1 protein-coding gene and 1 pseudogene are annotated in these 21,124 nt (G+C 76.5%); both read right to left on the bottom strand.

Annotation, left to right across the window (positions count from 1 at the left end):
• Nucleotides 1–30: 30 nt before the first annotated feature.
• Nucleotides 31–4,776, bottom strand: a pseudogene (locus ACGFI2_RS14360) (type I polyketide synthase); the annotation flags it as partial.
• An 18-nt stretch (nucleotides 4,777–4,794) separates the two neighbouring features.
• Entirely contained in the window at nucleotides 4,795–20,922 is a 16,128-nt protein-coding gene (locus ACGFI2_RS14355) for a type I polyketide synthase (protein WP_393515991.1), read from the bottom strand.
• Nucleotides 20,923–21,124 lie beyond the last annotated feature (202 nt).

Here is a 21,124-nt window from a genome sequence, read left to right as displayed (position 1 = left end):
AACTCCAGCGGGGTCGTCGCGTCGGGTGGTTCAGGAGGCCCGTTCGCCGAGCGCCAGCCGCAGCAGGTCCTCGCCGTCCAGGTCGTCGATCTCGTCGGTGGTCAGCGGGAGCGGGTCGGCGCCCGGTTCCGGCTCGGCCAGGCTCAGCAGCGTGTCGAGCAGGCCGGCGCCGCGCAGCCGCGACAGCGGGATCAGTTGCAGCGCCCGCCGGATGCGGGTGTCGTCGTCGTCCTCGGCCTGGCCCCCGAACAGCAGCGTGCCCAGGTGCTCGGCGAGCGAGCGGACGCTCGGGTGGTCGAACGCGACGGTGGCGGCCAGCCGCTCGCCCACCGCCCGGCCGAGCCGGTCGCGCAGCTCCACCGCGGTCACCGAGTCCATGCCGAGGTCGCGCAGCGCGCGGTCGACCCGCAGGGTGGCCGGCTGGGCATAGCCGAGAACGGCCGCGGCGTGCCGCTGCACCAGTTCCAGGACGGCCGCCGGCCGCTCGGCGGCGGGCAGCGCGGTGAGCCGGTCCCGCTCGCTGTCCCTGCTGTCGGGCTCGGCCACTCCGCCGGTGGCGGCGTCGGCCAGCCCGGTCAGCAACGGTTGCGGCCGCAGCGCGGTGAACGCCGGGGCGAACCGGTCCCAGTCGACGTCGGCCACGACGACGCACCCGTCGTCGCCGCTGACCGCACCGGCCAGCGCCGCCACCGCGAGACCGGGGTCCATCGGGGGCAGGCCACGCCGCTGGAGGTACTCGTCGGCGCCCTCCCCGGCGGCCATGCCGGCGCCGGCCCACGGGCCCCAGCTCACCGAGGTGCCCGGCAGGCCGCGAGTCCGGCGTCGTCGGACGAGGCCGTCGAGGTGGGCGTTGGCCGCGGAGTACGCGCCCTGCCCGCCCGCGCCCCAGACGCCGGCGATCGAGCCGAACACGACGAACGCGTCCAGCGGCGTGTCGCCGAGCACGTCGTCAAGCACCTCGGCGCCGACCACCTTCGCGTGCGTCGCGTCGGCCAGCTCGCCCGGCGTGAGCTCGACGATCGGGCATACGGTGCCGCTGCCGGCCGCGTGCACGACCGCGGACAGCTGGTGCTCGTCCGGCACCGTGCCGAGCAGCGCGGTCACCGCGTCCCGGTCGGTGACGTCGCAGGCGGCGACGGTGACCCGGGCGCCGCGGGCCTCGAGGTCGCGGACCAGGTCCGGCACGCCGGGGGCGTCCGCGCCCCGGCGGCCGGCGAGCAGCAGGTGTGGCGTGCCCCGGTCGGCCAGCCAGCGGGCGACGTGCCCGCCGAGCGCGCCGGTGCCACCGGTCAGCAGCACGGTGCCGGTCGGCGCCCAGCCGGTCCCGGTGCGCGGCCGGGCCGGCGCCCGGACCAGCCGGCGCGCGGTCACCCCGGAGGCGCGGACCGCGACCTGGTCCTCGCGGCCGTCGGCGAGCACGCTCACCAGGTGCCGGGCGGCGAGCACGTCCAGCTCGAACGGAAGGTCGGCGAGGCCGCCCCACCACCGCGGGAACTCCAGGGCGGCGACCCGGCCGAGACCCCAGACCTGGTCGAGGTGGGGATCGGCGCCGGCCACCGCGTCCTGGGTCAGACACCACAGCGGGACGTTCCAGTCCAGGTCGTGCAGGGCCTGGGTGACGCTGAGCAGCCACGCCGCGCCCGCGGTCGCCGGCAGGCAGGCGACGCCGGCCAGCTCCGCCGACCGGTACGGCCGCAGGCCCTCCGCCGCCGCCACCCGGTCGCCGCCGACCATGACCACCCGGGACTCGGCGCCGCCGGCCTTCAACGCGCCGGCCACGTCGCTCACGATCTCGTCGTCGCCGCCCGGCGTCACCACCAGCCAGGTGCCGGTCAGCCGGGCCGGCGTCGGATGGGCCGGCCGCCACTCGACGCGGTAGCGCCAGGAGTCGGTGGCCGCCTGCTCGGCGGCCTGCCCGCGCCAGGCCGACAGCGCCGGGAGCAACTCGGTCACCCGGGTGTCCGGCGCGACGCCGAGCAGGCCGGTGAACCGCGCCACGTCGTCGTCGTCGACCGCCGCCCAGAACGCGCCGGCACCGGTGACCTCGGTCCGCGCCGGCGCGAGGACCGGCCAGTAGCGGTCCCGCGCGAACGGATAGGTGGGCAGGACGACGCTGGCGCCGCCCCACACCCGGTAGACCGCGGCCCAGTCGACGGGCTGACCCGCCACGTGCAGCTCGGCGAGCGCCGCGAGCAGGGTCGTGGTCTCGGAGTGGCCCTGCCGCAGCGCCGGCGCGATCACCGCCGGCGCGTCCGCGCGGTCGGTGAGCGAGTGCCGGGCCAGCGCGGTCAGCACCGGGTGCGGCCCGAGTTCGAGGAACCGCGTGACACCTGTCGCCTCCAGGCACGCCACCCCGTCGGCGAACCGGACGGCGCGGCGGGCGTGCCGGACCCAGTGGTCGGCGTCCAGCCGCTCGGCGACCTGACCGGTCACGTTGGACACGATCGGGATCCGCGGCGGGGCGTACGTCAGGCCCTCCGCCACCGCCCGGAACTCGTCGAGCATCGGATCCATCCGGACCGAGTGGAACGCGTGCGAGACGCGCAGCAGGTTGTTGCGCCGGCCCTGCGCGGTCCAGCGGGCGGCGAGTTCGAACACCGCGTCCTCGTCGCCGGAGACGACCACCTGGGCCCGCCCGTTGACCGCCGCCACGTCCAGGCGGCCGGCGAAGTCGGCCAGCTCGGCGGTGGCCTCGTCCTCGGTGGCGTCGACCGCGAGCATCGCGCCGCCGGGCGGCAACTGCTGCATCAGCCGTCCGCGCGCGGCCACCAGGGTGCAGGCGTCGTCGAGCGACAGCACCCCGGCCACGTGCGCGGCGGCCAGCTCGCCGATCGAGTGGCCGAGCAGCGCGTCCGGGGTGACGCCCCAGCTCTCCACCAGCCGGTACAGCGCCACCTCGAGGGCGAACAGGGCGGCCTGGGTGTGGACGGTCTGCTGCAGGGCGTCGGCGTCGGAGTCGACCACCTCACGCAACGGCCGGTCCAGCACCGCGTCGAAGCGGTCGCAGATCTCGTCGAACGCCGCCGCGAACACCGGGAACCCGGCGCGCAGCTCCGTTCCCATGCCGAGGCGCTGGGCGCCCTGGCCGGTGAAGAGCACGGCCAGCCGGCCCGGGCGGGCGGCTCCGCTGATCACCGCGGGGTCGGCCGTGCCCTGGGCGACGGCGGTCAGGCTCGCGGCCGCCCGGCAGTGGTCCCCGGCCAGCACGACCGCGCGCTCGTCCAGCAGGGTGCGGCCGGTGGCGAGCGAGTAGCCGATGTCGAGCAGCGCCACGTTGGGGTCGGCGGCGAGCCGGGCCCGCAGGCGTTCCGCCTGCTCGCGCAGGGCGGTGGCGGATCCGGCCGACAGCAGCAGCGGCACCGTCGCCGGAGGGCCGGCCGGCTCACGGGTCACCGTGGCGGGCGCCTCGGCGGGGGCCTCCTCGACGATGACGTGGGCGTTGGTGCCGCTGACCCCGAACGAGGAGATCCCGGCCCGCCGGGCGCTGCCGACGCGCGACCAGGGCACCGGCTCGGTCAGCAGGCGCATCTCCCCGGCCGACCAGTCGACGTGCGGCGTCGGCTCGTCCACGTGCAGGGTGCGCGGCAGCAGCCCGTGGCGCAGCGCCATGACCATCTTGATGATCCCGGCCACCCCCGCGGCCGCCTGGGTGTGCCCCAGGTTCGACTTCACCGACCCGAGCCACAGCGGGCGGTCCGGCGGCCGGTTGCGCCCGTACGTGGCCAGCAGCGCCTGCGCCTCGATCGGGTCGCCGAGCGTGGTGCCGGTGCCATGCGCCTCCACCACGTCCACGTCGCCCGGGCCGAGGTCGGCGCCGGCCAACGCCTGTGCGATCACCCGCTGCTGGGACGGGCCGTTGGGGGCGGTCAGCCCGCTCGACGCGCCGTCCTGGTTGACCGCGCTGCCGCGGACCAGGGCCAGCACCCGGTGCCCGTTGCGCCGGGCGTCGCTCAGCCGTTCCAGCACGAGGATCCCCGCGCCCTCCGACCAGGCGGTGCCGTCGGCCGACGCGGCGAACGACTTGCAGCGCGCGTCGGCGGCGAGGCCGCTGTCGACGGTGAACCCGGTCAGCACGGACGGCGTGGCCATCACGGTGACGCCGCCGGCCAGCGCGAGTGTGCACTCCCCCTGGCGCAGCGACTGCGCGGCGAGGTGGACCGCGACGAGCGAGGACGAGCACGCGGTGTCGACCGTGACGGCCGGCCCCTCGAACCCGAAGGTGTAGGAGACGCGGCCGGAGATGGCGCTGCCGGCGTTGCCGGTCGCCAGGTAGCTCTCCGCCTGGTCCCCGGCGGTGCCGACGAGCGCGCCGTAGTCGTGGTACATGGCGCCGACGAAGACGCCCGTACGGGTGCCCCGCAGCAGCGTGTGGTCGATGCCGGCGTGCTCCAGCGCCTCCCAGGCGACCTGGAGCATGAGCCGCTGCTGCGGGTCCATCACCAGCGCCTCGCGCGGCGAGACGCCGAAGAGTTGGGCGTCGAAGTCGCCGGCGCCGCTGAGGAAGCCGCCCTCGCGCGGCCCGCCGGCGGCGGCGGTGAGCGCGTCGACGTCCCAGCCCCGGTCGGACGGCAGGGCGCCGATCGCGTCGCCGTCGGCCGCCACCAGGTGCCACAGGTCCTCGGCGCTGGCGACCTCACCGGGATACCGACAGCCCATCGCCACGATGGCGATCGGCTCCCGGGCCCGGTCCTCGGCGGCCCGCAGCGCCTCCCGCGTGTCCCGAAGGTCGACGGTGGCCCGCTTCAAATATTCCAGGAGCTTGTTCTGGTCTGTCATGGCGCCTCTTTCCGTCGCTCACACCGCGCGGTCGAGGAACTCGAAGAGCTCCTCCGCCGTCGCCGACTCGAGGTTCTGCTCACCGTCCGTGTCCTCGGTCCCGCCGTTCAGGCGGGCGACGAGCGAGCGCAACCTCCGCTTGACACGTGCATGGGCGTCGTCACCGGGCTCGACCGCGTCCAGCACGGCCTCCAGCCGGTCCAGCTCCTCCAAGGCGACCTCGGCGGCCGGCTTGGCGGGTGGCACGAGCGCGAGCCGCAGATGCTGGGCCAGCGCCATCGGGGTCGGGTGGTCGAAGACCAGCGTCGCGGGCAACCGCAGGCCGGTGACGCCGGCGATCCGGTTGCGCAGCTCGATGCCGGTCAGGGAGTCCATGCCGAGGTCGAGGAAGCCCCGTTCGGAGCGCACCTCACCGCCGGACGGATAGCCGAGCACGACCGCGACGTGGGTCCGTACGAAGTCGAGCACGACGCGCTGCCGCTCCTCGTCGGGCAGCTCGACCAGCCGCTCGCGCAGCGGCGGGCCGTCACTCTCGGCCGGGCGGCCGGCCGCGGACCGCACCGGCGTACGCACCAGCGAGCGCAGCAGGTGCAGCAGCGGCCCGGTCGCCGCGCTCAGCGCGCCCTGCGCGAACAGCAGGGGCACCACCACCGGCGCGGGGTGGCGCACCGCCGCGTCGAACAGCGTCATCCCGTACGAGGTCTCCATCGGCCGCAGGCCGGTCCGCTCGACCCGGCGCACGTCGAGTTCGGTCAGCGCGCCGGTCATCCCGGTCGGCTGCGCCCACGGGCCCCACGGCAGCGACTTGGCCACCAGCCCGTCCGCCCGGCGCCGCTGGGCCAGCGCGTCGAGGAACGCGTTGGCGGCCGCGTAGTTGCCCTGCCCGGCCCCGCCGAACGTGCCGGCGGCCGAGGAGAACAGCACGAACGCGGTGAGGTCGAGATCGCGGGTGAGGTCGTGCAGGTTCGTCGCGCCCCGGGCCTTGCCGCGCATCACCAGGTCGACCCGGCCGGGGTCGAGCGCCGCGATCACCCCGTCGTCCAGGACGCCGACCGCGTGCACCACGCCGGTCAGCGGCCGGTCGGCCGGGATCCCGCCCAGGACTTCGGCCAGCCGGTCCCGGTCGGCCGCGTCGCAGGCCACCACCGTCGCCTCGGCGCCGAGGGCGGCGACGTCGGCGACCAGGTCGGCGGCGCCCGGCGCGTCGGCGCCGCTGCGGCTGGTGACCAGGAAGTTGCGTACGCCGTGGACGCCCGCCAGGTGCCGCACCAGCGCGCTGCCCAGCGTGCCGGTGCCGCCGGTGACCAGGACGGTGCCGTCCGGCCCGAAGGCCGGCGCGGTGTCGCCCTCGGCCGGCGCGGCACGCACCAGGCGGGCCGCGCGGACCCGGCCTCCCGCGGCGGCCAGCTGCGGCTCGCCGGAGCACACCGCCGCCGGCAGCAGCTCGAGGTCGGCGTCCGCGCCCAGGTCGAGCAGGACGAAGCGGTTCGGGTGCTCGGACTGGGCCGAACGCAGCAGCCCCCAGGCCGCCGCGGGGGCGAGCGCGGGCTTCGCGCCGTCCGTCGCCGCGACCGCGCCGTGCGAGACCACCAGCAGGCGCGCCGGTTCGAAGCGGTCGTCGCCGATCCACCCCTGGGCCAGCGCGAGGGCCTCATGCACGCAACCCGCCGCCCGGTCGACGACGTCGCCGTCGCCGTCGTCGGTCGCGGACAGCGCGACCACCACCACCGCCGGGTCGTCGGCGCCGTCGAAGTGACCGGCGACGTCGTCGAACGTGGCGCAGGTGGTGACCCGGCCGCCGGCCGCGCGCACCTCGTCGGCCAGCGGGGCGTCGCCGACGACCAGCCAGTGCCCCGGATCGGCCGGGGCGACGGTGAGGTCGCTCCAGTCCAGCTCGTACAGCGTGGTCGGTCGGGCCGGGCCGGACGCGCCGAACGAGGCCGGCAGCGGCCGGGCGGCGAGCGCGTCGACCGCGACCACCGGGGCGCCCGCGGCGTCGGCGATCCGCACCACGATGCCGTTCTGCTCGGAGAGGCCGAGCCGGACCCGGACCGTGTCCGCGCCGGTGGCCCAGAGGCGCACCCCGCTGAAGGAGAACGGCAGCTCGGCGCCCTGCGGCCCGGCGCCACCGGCGGCCGCGTGCAGCGACCGGAGCAGCCCGATGCCGTGCAGCGCGGCGTCCAGCAGCGCCGGGTGCACGCCGTACGCGGCCGCGTCGTCCCCGTCGTCGTCGGGGAGGGCGACCTCGGCAAAGACCTCGCCGTCGCGCTTCCACATGGCCCGCAGGCCCTGGAACGCGGGTCCGTAGCCGTAGCCGCGCTCGGTCAGGTCGTCGTAGAAGCCGGTCGTGTCGACCGCCTGCGCCCCGGCCGGCGGCCACTCTTGCAGGTCGAAGTCGGGCTCGGCCACGGCGGGAGCGAGGATGGCGCTGGCGTGGCGGGTCCACTCCACGCCGTCGCCGGATTCGGTGTCCGGGCGGGCATGGACGGCGACGGTGCGGCGGCCGGCCTCACCGGGCGGGCCGACCACGACCTGGATCCGGACCGCCTGCCGCTCGGTGAGCACCAGCGGCGCCTCCAGGGTCAGCTCGTCCAGCGCTGCGGCGCCGACCCGCAGGCCGGCCTGCAACGCCAGCTCGACGAACGCGGTACCGGGCAGCAGCACCGTCCCGAGCACCGCGTGGTCGCCCAGCCAACGCTGGTCGCCGGCGCTGAGCCGGCCGGTCAGCACCAGCCCGTCGCCGTCGGCCAGCGCCACGGCGGCGCCGAGCAACGGGTGGCCGGCGGCGGTCAGGCCGGCGCCGCTCAGGTCACCGGCCGGCGCCGTACGCGTCGGGGTGAGCCAGTAGCGGCTGCGCTGGAACGGGTACGTCGGCAGCGGCACGACCGGCGCGGCGTGCCCGGCGAGCGCGGCCGGCCAGTCGACCGGGCCGCCCTGGGCGTGCAGCTCGGCGGCCGAGCGCAGCACCCGGGCCAGGTCGCCCTCGTCGCGGCGCAGCGTGCCGACGATCGCGCCACGGCTGCCGGGGTCGGTCTCGTCGAGCGTCGCGCGGACCGCCATGGCGAGCACCGGGTGGGCGCTGACCTCGACGAAGAAGTGGTATCCGTCGGCGGCCAGGCCGCGGACGGCGGAGTCGAAGAGCACCGGCCGGCGCAGGTTGCGGAACCAGTAGCCGGCGTCCATCGTGGCGGTGTCCGTCCAGCCGTCGTCCACCGTGGACCACATCGGGATCCGGCCCGGGCCGGGGCGTACCGGGCCGAGCAGGGTGGTCAGCTCGTCGCGCAGCGCGTCCATCTGCGGGCTGTGCGAGGCGTAGTCGACCGCGATCCGCCGGACCCGTACGCCGTCCGCGGCGCAGGCCTCGACGAACCGGTCCAGGCTGTCGGCGGGGCCGGCCACCACCGTGGTCTCCGGGCCGTTGACGGCCGCGACCGACAGGTCGGGGTGGGCGGCGAGCCGCTCCCCGACCGGGCCGGCGCCCAGCCACACCGAGACCATGCCGCCGGTGCCGGCGACGGTGCCGACGAGCTTGCTCCGGACGGCGACGATCCGGGCGGCGTCGTCGAGGCTGAGGCCACCGGCCACGTGGGCGGCGACGATCTCGCCCTGCGAGTGGCCGACCACGGCGTCCGGCACCACGCCCCAGGACTCCCAGAGCCGGGTGAGCGCCACCATCACCGCGAACAGCACCGGCTGGACCACGTCGACCCGCTCCAGCGAGGCGGCGTCGGGCCGGTCGCGCAGGACGGCCTGCAACGACCAGTCGAGGTGCGGCGCGAGCGCCAGGGCGCACTCGTCGATGGCGTCGGCGAACACCGGCGCGGTGTCCATCAAGGTGGCGGCCATGCCGATCCACTGGCTGCCCTGCCCCGGATAGACGAAGACCGTCTCGCCGGTCGTCACCGTGCCGGTGATCACGTCGGCGGAGGGCCGGGCGGCGATCAGGTCGTCCAGGCGACCCAGCAGGTCGTCCCGGTCGGCGCCGAGCAGCACCGCCCGGTGTTCGAAGGCGGCCCGGGTGGTGGCCAGCGACCAGGCGACCGGGCCGGGCCCGGTGTCGGGAAGGCCGGCGAGGTGCCGGCGCAGCCGGTCGGCCTGCTCCCGCAGAGCCTCCTCGGTGCGGCCGGAGAGCAGCCAGGCCAGCGGGACCTCCGACGCCGGCGCGCCGGGGTCGGTCCCGGCGGGCTCCGGAGCCTGCTCGACGATGGCGTGCGCGTTGGTGCCGGTGCCGCCGAACGACGAGATGCCGGCCCGGCGCGGGCCGCCGGTGGACGGCCACGGCCGTCCCTCGGTCAGCAGCCGGACCGCGCCGCGCTCCCAGTCGACGTGCGGGGTGGGCTCGTCGACGTGCAGGCTCGGCGGCAGCACGCCGTGCCGGACGGCCATCACCGCCTTGATCACGCCGGCCACGCCGGCCGCGGACTGGGTGTGCCCGATGTTGGACTTGACCGAGCCGAGCCAGAGCGGCCGGTCGTCTGGCCGGTTCTGCCCGTACGTCGCGATGATCGCCTGGGCCTCGATCGGGTCGCCCAGCGTGGTGCCGGTGCCGTGCGCCTCGACCAGGTCGACGTCGGCCGGCGCCAGGCCGGCGTTCGCCAGCGTCTGCGCGATCACCCGCTGCTGGGACGGGCCGTTGGGGGCGGTCAGGCCGTTGGAGGCGCCGTCCTGGTTGGTCGCGGTGGCGGCGACCACCGCGAGCACCGGGTGCCCGTTGCGGATCGCGTCGGAGAGGCGCTCCAGCAGGACGACGCCCGCGCCCTCGCCCCAGCCGGTGCCGTCGGCGGCGGCCGCGAACGGCTTGCAGCGGCCGTCCGGGGCCAGGCCGCGCTGGCGGCTGAACTCGGTGAACGAGGTCGGCGTGGGCAGCACGGCGACGCCGCCCGCAAGCGCGAGGTCGCACTCGCCCTGCCGCAGCGCCTGGGCGCCGAGGTGCAGGGCCACCAGCGACGACGAGCAGGCGGTGTCGACGGTGACGGCCGGCCCTTCCAGCCCGAGCCCGTAGGCCACCCGGCCGGAGACGGCGGCGGTGCCGGTGCCGGCGAGGAAGAAGCCTTCGGTGGCGCCGAGACCCAGGTGCGCGCCCATCCCGTAGCCCTGGAACGAGGTGCCGACGAAGACCCCGGTCCGGCTGCGGGCCAGCGTCTGCGGGTTGATCCCGCCCCGCTCGATCGCCTCCCAGGACGTCTCCAGCAGGATCCGCTGCTGCGGGTCCATGGCGAGCGCCTCGCGCGGGCTGATGCTGAAGAACCCGGCGTCGAAGTCACCGGCGTCGTAGATGAACGCGCCCTCGCGGACGTAGGAGGCGCCCGACGCGTCCGGGTCCGGGTCGTAGAGGGCGTCGAGGTCCCAGCCGCGGTCGTCGGGGAACCGGTCGACCGCGTCGACGCCGTTGACCACCAGCTCCCACAGCTCCTCCGGGGTGCGCACGCCACCGGCGTACCGGCAGCTCATCCCCACAATGGCGATCGGCTCGTCGGCGCCGTTGGCGGCCGTCACGACGGTCTCGGCCGGCGCCTCGCCGAGCAGCTCGGCGCGCAGGTGCTCGGCGAGCAGCGTCGGGGTCGGGTAGTCGAAGATCAGCGTGGTGGGCAGTTGCAGGCCGGTGGCGGCGCGCAGCTTGTTGCGGACGTCGACCGCGGTGACCGAGTCGAAGCCCAGTTCCCGGAACGCGCGGTTGGGTGCGATCTCCTCCACCCCGGTGTGCCCGAGCGTGTCGGCGGCCAGGTTGCGCACCAGATCCTGCAGGAAGCGCTTGCGCTCGCCGGCCGGCAGCGCGGTCAGCCGGGCGGCGAACTCGCCCACCTCGCCCTCGGCGCCGGCCGGCCGGTCCGCCTCGCGTCCGACGCGGGCTTCCGGGATCTCGTCGAGCAGCCGTCGCGGGCGCGCGGCGGTGTAGCTGGGCGCGAACCGCTCCCAGTCGATGTCGGCGACGGTGAGGTGCGGCTCCGGCTCACCCATCGCCGCATCGAGCGCGGCCAGGGCGAGCTGCGGCGGCATCGGGCGCAGGCCGCGCCGGGCGAGCTGGGCGACCGCGTCGGCGGTGGCCATGCCGCTGCCCTCCCAGCCGCCCCAGGAGACCGCCAGCGCGGCCTGCCCGCGCTCGTGCCGCTGCCGGCACAGGGCGTCCAGGTAGGCGTTGCCGGCGGCGTACGCGGCCTGGCCGCCCCCGCCCCAGACGCTCGCGCCGGAGGAGAAGACGACGAACGCCTCCAGGTCGTCGCCGGCCAGCTCGTCGAGGTTGCGGGCGCCGGTGGCCTTGCCGCGCACGGTGGCGGCCAGCTCGGCCGGGTCGATGTCGGTGATCGGGGTGGACTGGGCGACCCCGGCGGCGTGGAAGACGGCGGTCAGCGGGGCGGTGTCGTCGACGGTGGCGAGCAGCCCGCTCAGCGCCTCGCGGTCGGCCACGTCGCAGGCGGCGATCCGGACCTGCGCGCCGAGTTCGGTGAGCTCCTCGGCCAGCTCCGCCGCGCCGGGCGCGTCGAGGCCACGGCGGCTGGTCAGGATCAGCCGTCGTGCGCCGGCCACGGCCAGCCGACGGGCGACGTGGGCGCCGATCGTGCCGGTGCCGCCGGTGATCAGCACCGTGCCGCGCAGGCTCGGCGCGGGCCTGCGGTTCGGGTTCGGCGCGGCGCGCACCATCCGCCGGGCGAGGACGCCGGAGGCCCGCACGGCCAGTTGGTCCTCGTCCCCGATCCCGGCCAGCACGGCCGCGATCCGGCCCGCCGCGCGGGCGTCGAGGTCCGGCGGAAGGTCGAGCAGGCCGCCGAACCGGCCGGGCTGTTCCAGGCTGGCCACCAGGCCCAGGCCCCAGCTCTGGGCCTGGGTCGCGCCGGTGGTCCGGTCGGCCGGGGAGACGCTGACGGCGCCCCGGGTGGCGAGCCAGAGCGGGGCGTCCCGGTCGGCGCGGGCGTGCTCCTGGACGAGGGCCAGGTTGCCGACGGTGCCGCGGGTGACGTCCGGCCAGTCCGGGTGCGGGGTCTCGTCCAGCGCCAGCAGGGACACGACGCCCGCGAGGTCCGTCGCGTCGGCGTCGGTGACCACCTCGGCGCCGTGCGCGGTGAGCAGCCGGCCGACCTCCGTCGCCGTCGGCTCACCGTCCGGGGCGACGAGCAGCCACCGGCCGGCGAGCGTGGCCGGTCCGCCGGTCGGCACCGGTCGCCACTCGACGCGGTAGCACCAGCCGTCGACGGTGCGGCGGCGCTGCTCCCGTGACCGCCAGGAGGCCAACATTGGCAGCACCGGGGCGATCCGGTCGGCGTCGTCGGCGCCGAACGCCTCGATCAGCGGGGTCAGGTCGGCGCGTTCGACCGCGTCCCAGAACCCGGCCTCGGCGGCGTCCTGCGCGGTGCCCGTGGAGGCCGGCGCGGGGTTCGGTTCGAGCCAGAACCGCTGGTGCTGGAACGCGTACGTGGGCAGCGGCACCGGCGGCGCGGCGCCGTCGGCCCGCGACGGCAGCGCGGCCCAGTCGAACCGGGCGCCGTGGGCGTACGCCTCGGCCACCGAGGCCCGGAAGCGGTCCAGGCCGCCCTCGTCGCGGCGCAGCGACCCGACCGCGACCGCCTCGACGTTCGCGTCCTCGGCGGCGTCCTGCACGGCGTGCACCAGCACCGGGTGGGTGCTCGCCTCGACGAAGACGGTGTGCCCGTCGCGCAGGAGCTGCCGTACCGCGTCGGCGAAGCGGACCGTCTGCCGGATGTTGCGGTACCAGTACGCCGCGTCGAGCCCGGCGGTGTCCACCGGTCCCCCGGCGACGGTCGAGTAGAACACCGGGCCGTCGCCGGTTCGGGGGGTGATGCCGGCCAGCTCGGCCAGCACGGGTTCGCGCAGCACGTCCATGTGCCAGGAGTGGGCCGCGCCGGGGATGCGGATCTTGCGGACGCGTACGCCCTCGGCGGACAGGTCGGCGAACAGGCGGTCGGCGGTCTCCGGGTCACCGGCCACCGAGACGGTACGGGGGCCGTTGACGGCGACCACGTCCAGGCCGGGGTAGTCGCCGAGCCGGGCCTCGACGTCGGCGGCGGGCAGCGACACCGCGACCATCGCGCCGGCGATCTGAGCGCCCCGCTCGGCCAGCAGGCGGCTGCGCACGGCGATCACCGTGGCGGCGTCGTCCAGGGTCAGGCCACCGGCCAGGTAGGCGGCGGCCACCTCACCCTGGGAGTGACCGACCACGGCGGCCGGCTCGACGCCCTCGGCGCGCCACAGCTCGGCCAGCGAGATCATGGTGGCGAACAACGCGGGCTGGACCACCGCGACGTCGTCGAGCGACCGCTCCGGGTCGGCGCCGCGCAGCACGTCGGTCACCGACCAGCCGAGCCGGGGCCGCAGCGCGGCGTCGCAGGCCTCGACCGAGGCGCGGAAGACCGGCGAGGACGCCAGCAGCCCTTCGGCCATGCCGAGCCACTGCGGGCCCTGGCCGGGGAAGACGAAGGCGACCTTCCCGCCGGCGCCGGCGACGCCGCGGACCAGGCCGGGCGCGCCGCTGTCGGCGGCGAGCGCGTCGAGCAGCCCGGTGAAGCCGTCCCGGTCGTCGGCGAACAGCACCGCGCGGTGCGGCAACCGGCCCCGGGCGGCGCTCAGCGCGTACGCCACGTCGTCCGGTCGCCAGCCGGGCTCGGTGTCGAGGTGGGCGCGCAGCCGCTCGGCCTGGGCACGCAGGGCCTTGGCGGTGCGGGCCGACAGCAGCCACGGGCCGCCGGTCTCGCCGGTCGCCGTGGTCCCGACCGCCGGCGGGGCCTCCTCGATGATCACGTGGGCGTTGGTGCCGCTCATGCCGAACGAGGACACGCCGGCCCGGCGGACCCGGTCGGCGGCGGCCCACGGCATCGGCTCGGTGAGCAGCCGGACGCCGCCGGCGGACCAGTCGACGTGCTCGGACGGGCGGTCGACGTGCAGGGTGGCGGGGAGCAGCCCGTGCCGCAGCGCCATCACCATCTTGATGATCCCGGCCACGCCGGCCGCCGACTGGGTGTGCCCGATGTTCGACTTGATCGAACCCAACCGGAGCGGGGCGTCGTCGGCGCGGTCCCGGCCGTACGTGGCCAGCAGCGCCTGCGCCTCGATCGGGTCGCCGAGCGCGGTGCCGGTGCCGTGCGCCTCGACCGCGTCCACGTCGGCGGCGGCGAGGCCGGCGTGCCGCAGCGCCGCGGCGATGACCCGCTGCTGCGACGGCCCGTTCGGGGCGGTGAGCCCGTTGCTGGCCCCGTCGTGGTTGACCGCCGAACCGGCGACCAGCGCGAGGACCGGGTGCCCGTGGCGGCGGGCGTCGCTGAGCCGCTCGATCAGCACCACGCCGGCGCCCTCGCCCCAGCCGGTGCCGTCGGCGCCGTCGGCGAACGCCTTGCACCGCCCGTCCGGGGCGAGCGCGCCGCCGCGACTGCTGTCCAGGAACATCCCGGGCGTGGTCATCACGGTGGCGCCGCCGGCGATGGCGAGGTCGCACTCGCCGTGCCGCAGCGCCTCGGCCGCCAGGTGCAGCGCCACCAGCGAGGACGAGCAGGCGGTGTCGACCGTGACGGCCGGGCCCTCCAGGCCGAACGTGTAGGAGATCCGGCCGGCGACCACGCTGGTCGCGGTGCCGGTGAGCAGGTGCGGTTCGGAGCCCTCGGGCAACCGCAGGTCGCCGACGCCGTAGCCGGTGGTGGCGGCGCCGACGTAGACGCCGGTACGGCTGCCGCGCAGCGTCTCCGGGTCGATGCCGGCCCGCTCGAACGCCTCCCAGGACGTCTCCAGCAGCAGCCGCTGCTGCGGGTCCATGGTGACCGCCTCGCGCGGGCTGATCGAGAAGAAGCCGGCGTCGAAGTCGGCCACGCCGTCGACGAAGCCACCCTCGAAGGTGTACGAGGTGCCGGGTTCGAAGAGGTGCTCGACGTTCCAGCCGCGGTCGTCCGGGAACGCGTCGACCGCGTCGACGCCGCCGGCGACGATGCGCCACAGCGCGTCCGGGGTGTCCGCCCCACCCGGGAACCGGCACCCCATGCCCACGATGGCGATCGGGTCGTCGGCCGGTCTCCCCCGATCGGCCGTCCCCGGGGCGGCGGGCGCCTCGGCGGCGGATCCGCCCAGTTCGGCGTCGAGGAAGGCGGCGACGGCCGCCGGGGTCGGGTGGTCGAACACGAGCGTGGCGGGTAGCCGCGTCCCGAGCGCCGCACGCAGGCGGTTGCGCAGTTCGATCGAGGTCAGCGAGTCGAAGCCGATCTCCTTGAACGGTCGGTCCGGCTCGACCGCCTGCGGGCCGGGCAGGCCGAGCACCGTGGCGGCGTCCGCGCGTACCTGGTCCAGCAGGGCTCGCAGCCGGTCGGCGCGGTCCAGGAAGGACCGGGCGGCGTCGCGTCCGGTCTCGGCCGTGCGGCGCTGCGGGGCGCGCGCCAGCTCGGTCAGCACGGCGGGCAGGTCGGCGGCGCGGGCGGACAACGCGGCCGGGTCGAACCCGGTCGGTACGAGGACCGGGGTGGCGGCGGCGAGCGCGGCGTCCAGCAGCGCGAGCCCGTCGGCCTCGGTCAGCGGTGGGAAGCCGGAGGCGGCCAGGCGCGCCCGGTCGCCGTCGGTGAGCTGTCCGACCATGCCGCCGCCGGACCACGGGCCCCAGGCGAGCGATTGGGCCGGCAGGCCGGCCGCGCGACGCCGGGCCACGAGCGCGTCGAGGAAGCTGTTGGCGGCCGCGTATCCGGCCTGTCCGGCGCTGCCCACCGTGCCGGCCAGCGCGGAGAAGACGACGAAGGCGGCGAGGTCGAGGCCACGGGTCAGCTCGTCCAGGTGCAGCGCGGCGTCGGCCTTGGGCCGCAGCACGGTGTCCAGCCGCTCCGGGGTCAGCGCGGAGACGACCCCGTCGTCGAGCACGCCGGCGATGTGGAAGACCCCGGTCAGCGGCCGGTCGGCGGGGATGGCGCCGATCAGCGCGGCGAGGGCGGACCGGTCACCGACGTCGCAGGCGACCACCTCGGCGCCCGCCACCGGGCCGTCGGCCGGGTCGGCGCGGTCCGGGCCGCGGCGGCTCGCCAGGATCAGGTGCCGGACGCCGTGCGCGGCGACCAGGTGCCGGGCGACCAGGGTGCCGAGCCGGCCGGTGCCGCCGGTGATCAGGACCGTGCCGGCCGGGTCGAGCGGCCGGGGCACGGTGAGCACCACCTTGCCGACGTGTCGCGCCTGGCTGACGTGCCGGAACGCCTCGGGCGCCCGGCGGACGTCCCAGGCGTGGATCGGCGACAGCTCCAGGCTGCCGTCCTCGAACAGCTCCCGCAGCCGGGCGAGGATCTCCTGGATGCGGGCGGGTCCGGCGTCGATCAGGTCGAACGCGCGGTAGGTGACGCCCGGGTGGGCGGCGGCCACCGCCTCCGGGTCGCGCAGATCGCTCTTGCCCATCTCGACGAACGTGCCGCCGCCCGAGAGCAGTCGCAGCGAGGCGTCCACGAACTCACCGGCCAGGCTGTTCAGCACCACGTCGACGCGGTCGAACGCGGTCGCGAAGCCGAGGTCCCGCGACGACGCGATGTGCGCGTCGTCCAGGCCCAGCCCGCGCAGCACGTCCCACTTGGCCGGGCTCGCGGTGGCGAAGACCTCGGCGCCGAGGTGCCGGGCGAGCTGCACGGCGGCCAGGCCGACGCCGCCGGTCGCGGCGTGGATCAGCACCGACCGGCCGGCGGTGAGCGCACCGAGGTCGTGCAGGCCGTACCGGGCGGTGCCGTAGACGATCGGCACGGACGCCGCCTCGGCGAACGTCCACCGCTCGGGCATCGGCGCGAGCACCCGGTGGTCGGCCACCGCGACCGGGCCGAACGACCCGGGGCAGAGGCCGAACACGCGGTCGCCGGGGCGCAGCGTGGCGACGTCCGGCGCGACCTCGAGGACGACGCCGGCGACCTCGGCGCCGAGGTCGACGCGGCCGGGGTACATGCCGAGCGCGGCCAGCACGTCGCGGAAGTTCAGGCCGGCGGCGCGGACCGAGAGGCGGACCTGGCCGGGCGCCAGCGGCGCGTCCGCGCCGGACGGCACGAGCGCGAGCTGGTCGAGCGTGCCGTTCTCGGGCAGCGCGAGCCGCCAGTGGTCGGTGCCGGCGGGCGGGGCGAGGTCGGCGGCCGGCTCCAGCCGGCGCAGCCGGGCCCGGTACAGGCCGGCGGTCCGGATCGCCAGCTGCGGTTCGCCGGTGGCCAACCCGGCCGCCAGGGCGGGCAGCGGGTCGGGCGCGACGAGCGGACCGCCGGGCAGGTCGACGAGCACGATGCTGCCCGGGTCCTCGACCTGGGCCGACCGGACGAGGCCCCAGACAGCCGCGCCGGCCAGGTCGGTGACCTGGTCGCCCGGCTCGGCCGCGACGGCGCCGCGGGTGACCACGACCAGGCGGCCGGCGTTCTTCCGCGGGCGGTTGAGCAGGTCGAGCGTGCGGACGGTGGCGGCGCGGACGCCCTCGGCGGTCGGCGCGTACCCGAACACCGGGACCAGCAGGACGTCGGCGTCGTCGCCGACCGGTACGCCGGCGCCGATCGGGTCGCCGTCGAGCTGCGCCCAGCGGGGCGCCGGGGCGTCGTCGGCGGCCAGCGGGGACCAGGCCAACCGAAGGAGCGCCGCCGGACCGGCGGCCCGGGTGGCGAACTGCGCCCCGGCGATCGGGCGCAGCAGCACCCGGTCGACCGTGAGCACGGGTGCGCCGGTGTCGTCGTACGCGTCCAGCCGGACCGCGTCCACGCCGTCCGGGACGAGCCGGACCCGCAACGTGGTCGCGCCGGCCGCCCGCAGGGTGACCCCGGTGAAGGAGAACGGGAGGCCGGTGAAGCCGTCCGCGGCGGTCACCCGGGCGGCCAGCGCCTGCAGGCCCGCGTCGAACAACGCCGGGTGCAGGCCGTAGCGGCGGGCGTCGGACTCCTCGCTCGCCGGCAGGCGCAGCTCGGCCAGGATCTCGTCGCCGGCCCGCCAGGCCGACCGGATGCCCCGGAAGACCGGGCCGTACGCCAGACCGGCGGCGTCGAAGCCCTGGTAGATCGCCGCCACGTCGATCCGCTCGGCGTCGGCCGGCGGCCAGGACGGCGCGGGCGGCGCCGGGGTGGCCGCCGCGGCCGGGGCGAGGACGCCTGTCGCGTGCCGGGTCCACGGCTCCTCCGGCCAGCCGTCGGCCGCCGCGTCCGCCACCCGCGAGTGGAAGGTGATGTCCCGGCGGCCCTCCGCGTCCGCCGCGCCCACCAGCACCTGCACCTGCACGGCGGCGTCGGCCGGCACGACCAGCGGCGTCTGGAGGACCAGCTCCTGCACGACGCCGCAGCCGACCTGGTCCCCGGCGCGCACGGCGGCCTCGGCCAGCGCGGCGCCGGGCAGCACGATCCGGCCGAGCACGACGTGGTCGGCGAGCGCCGGATGGGTGGCCACCGAGAGGCGGCCGGTGAACAGCGCCTCGTCGCCGCCGGCCAGCATGACGCCGGCGCCGAGCAGCGGGTGGTCGGTCACGCCGAGGCCGGCGGCCGCGACGTCGCCCCAGCCCGGCGCCGGCTTCGGCCAGAACCGCTGCCGCGCGAACGGATAGGTGGGCAGCGCGACGATCCGGCCGGCCGCGCCGTTCACGGCGGTCCAGTCGACCGGCACCCCGCCGGCGTACGCGGCGGCGAGCGCGGACCACAGCGCCGCGGCCTCGGGACGGTCACGGCGCTGGGTGGCGACGGCGGTGACGTCGGCCAGGTGCTCGGCGGCGAGCGCGGTGAGCGCGCCGTCCGGTCCGATCTCCACGTACGAGGTGGTTTCCCGCCCGTGCAGCCAGTCCAGCCCGTCGGCGAAGCGGACCGTGCCGCGCACGTGCCGGACCCAGTAGCCGGCGTCCATCCGGTCGACCGGCTCACCGGTCAGGTTGGACACCACCGGGACACGCGGCGCGGCGTAGGTGAGGCCCTCGGCCACCGCCCGGAAGTCGTCGAGCATGGCGTCCATGCGCGGCGAGTGGAAGGCGTGCGAGACGCGCAACCGCTTGGTCTGCCAACCCCGCTCGCGCCAGCGGGCGTCGAGCTCGTCGATCGCGTCGGCGTCGCCGGAGACCACCACCGCGGCCGGCCCGTTGACCGCGGCGACGTCCACGCCGTCGACCAGCTCGGCGCGGATCTCCGCCTCCGTGGCGGCCACGGCCAGCATCGCGCCACCGGCCGGGAGCGCCTGCATGAGCCGGCCGCGGGCGGCGACAAGCGTGCAGGCGTCGTCCAGGTCGAGCACGCCGGCCACGTGGGCGGCGGCGATCTCGCCGACCGAGTGGCCGAGCAACCGGTCCGGCACGACGCCCCAGTGCTCCAACTGGCGGGCCAGCGCGACCTCGAAGGCGAAGAGCGCGGCCTGGGTGTGGACGGTCTGGTGGATCTCCTCGGACCCGAGCGCCTCCCGCAGTCCGTCGAAGCGGGCGCAGATCGCGTCGAAGTTCGCCGCGAAGACCGGGAACTCCTCAGCCAGGCCCGAGCCCATCCCGATCCGCTGCGAGCCCTGGCCGGTGAACAGGAAGGCGAGCTTGCCGTCGCGGGTGGAGCCCCGGACGACGCCGTCGCGCTCCGCACCGGACTCGATCGCGGCCAGCCCGGCCAGCAGCTCGTCCCGGTCGGCAGCCCGGACGGCGGCCCGGTGCGGCATCGCGGCCCGGGCGGTGGCCATCGTGCGGGCGACGTCGGCGGGCCGGATCGCCGGGTCGGCGTCCACCGCGGCGCGCAGCTGGGCGGCCTGGCGGCGCAGCGCCTCGCCGGTACGCGCCGAGACGGGCACCGTCACCTGCTCACCGAGGTCCTCGCCCGCTTCCGGGGCGGCCGGCGCCGGGGACTGTTCGAGGATGATGTGCGCGTTGGTGCCGCTCACCCCGAACGACGAGACGCCGGCCCGGCGGGGGCGGCCGGTCTCCGGCCAGTCGCGCTTCTCGGCCAGCAGGCTGACCCGGCCGGCCGCCCAGTCGACGTTCGAGGTGGGCTCGTCGAGGTGCAGGGTGCCGGGCAGCACGCCGTGACGCAACGCCATGACCATCTTGATGAGGCCGGCCACGCCGGCCGCGGCCTGCGGGTGACCGATGTTCGACTTGACCGAGCCCAGCCACAGCGGCTCGCCGGTGCGGTCCTGGCCGTACGTGGCGAGCAGCGCCTGCGCCTCGATCGGGTCGCCGAGGGTGGTGCCGGTGCCGTGGCCCTCGACCGCGTCGACGTCGGCGGGGGCGAGGCCGGCGTTGGTGAGCGCCTCCAGGATCACCCGCTGCTGGGCCGGGCCGTTCGGGGCGGTCAACCCGTTGGACGCGCCGTCGGAGTTGACCGCGCTGCCCCGGACCACCGCCAGGATCGGGTGGCCGAGGCGCTGCGCGTCGGAGAGCCGCTCGACGAGCAGCACGCCGACGCCCTCGGACCAGCCGGTGCCGTCGGCGGCCTCGGCGAACGACTTGCAGCGACCGTCGCCGGCCAGGCCGCGCTGGCGGCTGAACTCGGTGAACACGCCAGGTGTGGCCATCACGGTGACGCCACCGGCGATCGCCAGCGAGCATTCGTTCTGCCGCAGCGACTGGCACGCCAGGTGCAACGCGACGAGCGACGACGAGCACGCGGTGTCCACGGTGAGCGCCGGACCCTCCAGGCCCAGCACGTACGAGATCCGGCCGGACACGACCGCGGTGGCGCCGCCGGTGAGGAGGTAGCCCTCGCTGTCCGAGCCGGCGTTGCCGAACAGCGCGAGGTAGTTCTGGTCGTTGGTGCCGGCGAAGACCCCGGTGCGGCTGCCGCGCAGCGACGTCGGGTCGATGCCAGCCCGCTCGATCGCCTCCCACGTGGACTGGAGCAGGATCCGCTGCTGCGGGTCCATGGCGACCGCCTCGCGCGGCGAGATGCCGAAGAACGCCGGGTCGAAGTCCCCGGCGCCGTCGATGAAACCGCCCTCGCGCACGTAGCTGCTGGCCGGGCGGTCGGGATCGGCGTCGAAGAGCCGGCTCAGGTCCCAGCCCCGGTCGGTCGGGAACGGACCGATGCCGTCCCGCCCCTCGGCCACCAGGTCCCACAGCTCGTCGGGCGAGCCGGCACCACCGGGGTAGCGGCAACTCATCCCGATGATGGCGATGGGTTCCCGGCCGCCGTCCTCGACCTCCCGCAGGCGCTGGCGTGCCCGGTGCAGGTCAGTGGTGACCAGCTTCAGATAGTCGCGAAGCGTGTCGTTGTCAGCCATCAGTGAGGACCTCATTTTGCGACGAAGTGCGCCTGGCGGGGCCATGACCAGGCCGGATCGGCCATGGCTGACGCTAACGGCGGCCTGAGGCGCCGGACACCCCTAGCCGGGCCGTGCGGCACCCTTCAACCAGCGGTGACGTCGGTGAGGTCAGGGGTTGCGCGTCGGGTGCGGCGCTGGCGACAGTGACCGCACATCGGAT

Source organism: Micromonospora sp. NPDC049282 (assembly GCF_043197045.1).
GTDB lineage: Bacteria > Actinomycetota > Actinomycetes > Mycobacteriales > Micromonosporaceae > Micromonospora.
The sequence above is the reverse complement of the archived record's forward strand: the minus strand, read 5'-3'. Positions and strand labels throughout refer to the sequence as shown.

Excerpts from the sequence above, each read along its gene's own strand:
- ACGFI2_RS14355 (WP_393515991.1), bottom strand. The coding sequence starts at position 20,922 with ATGGCTGACAACGACACGCTTCGCGACTATCTGAAGCTGGTCACCACT.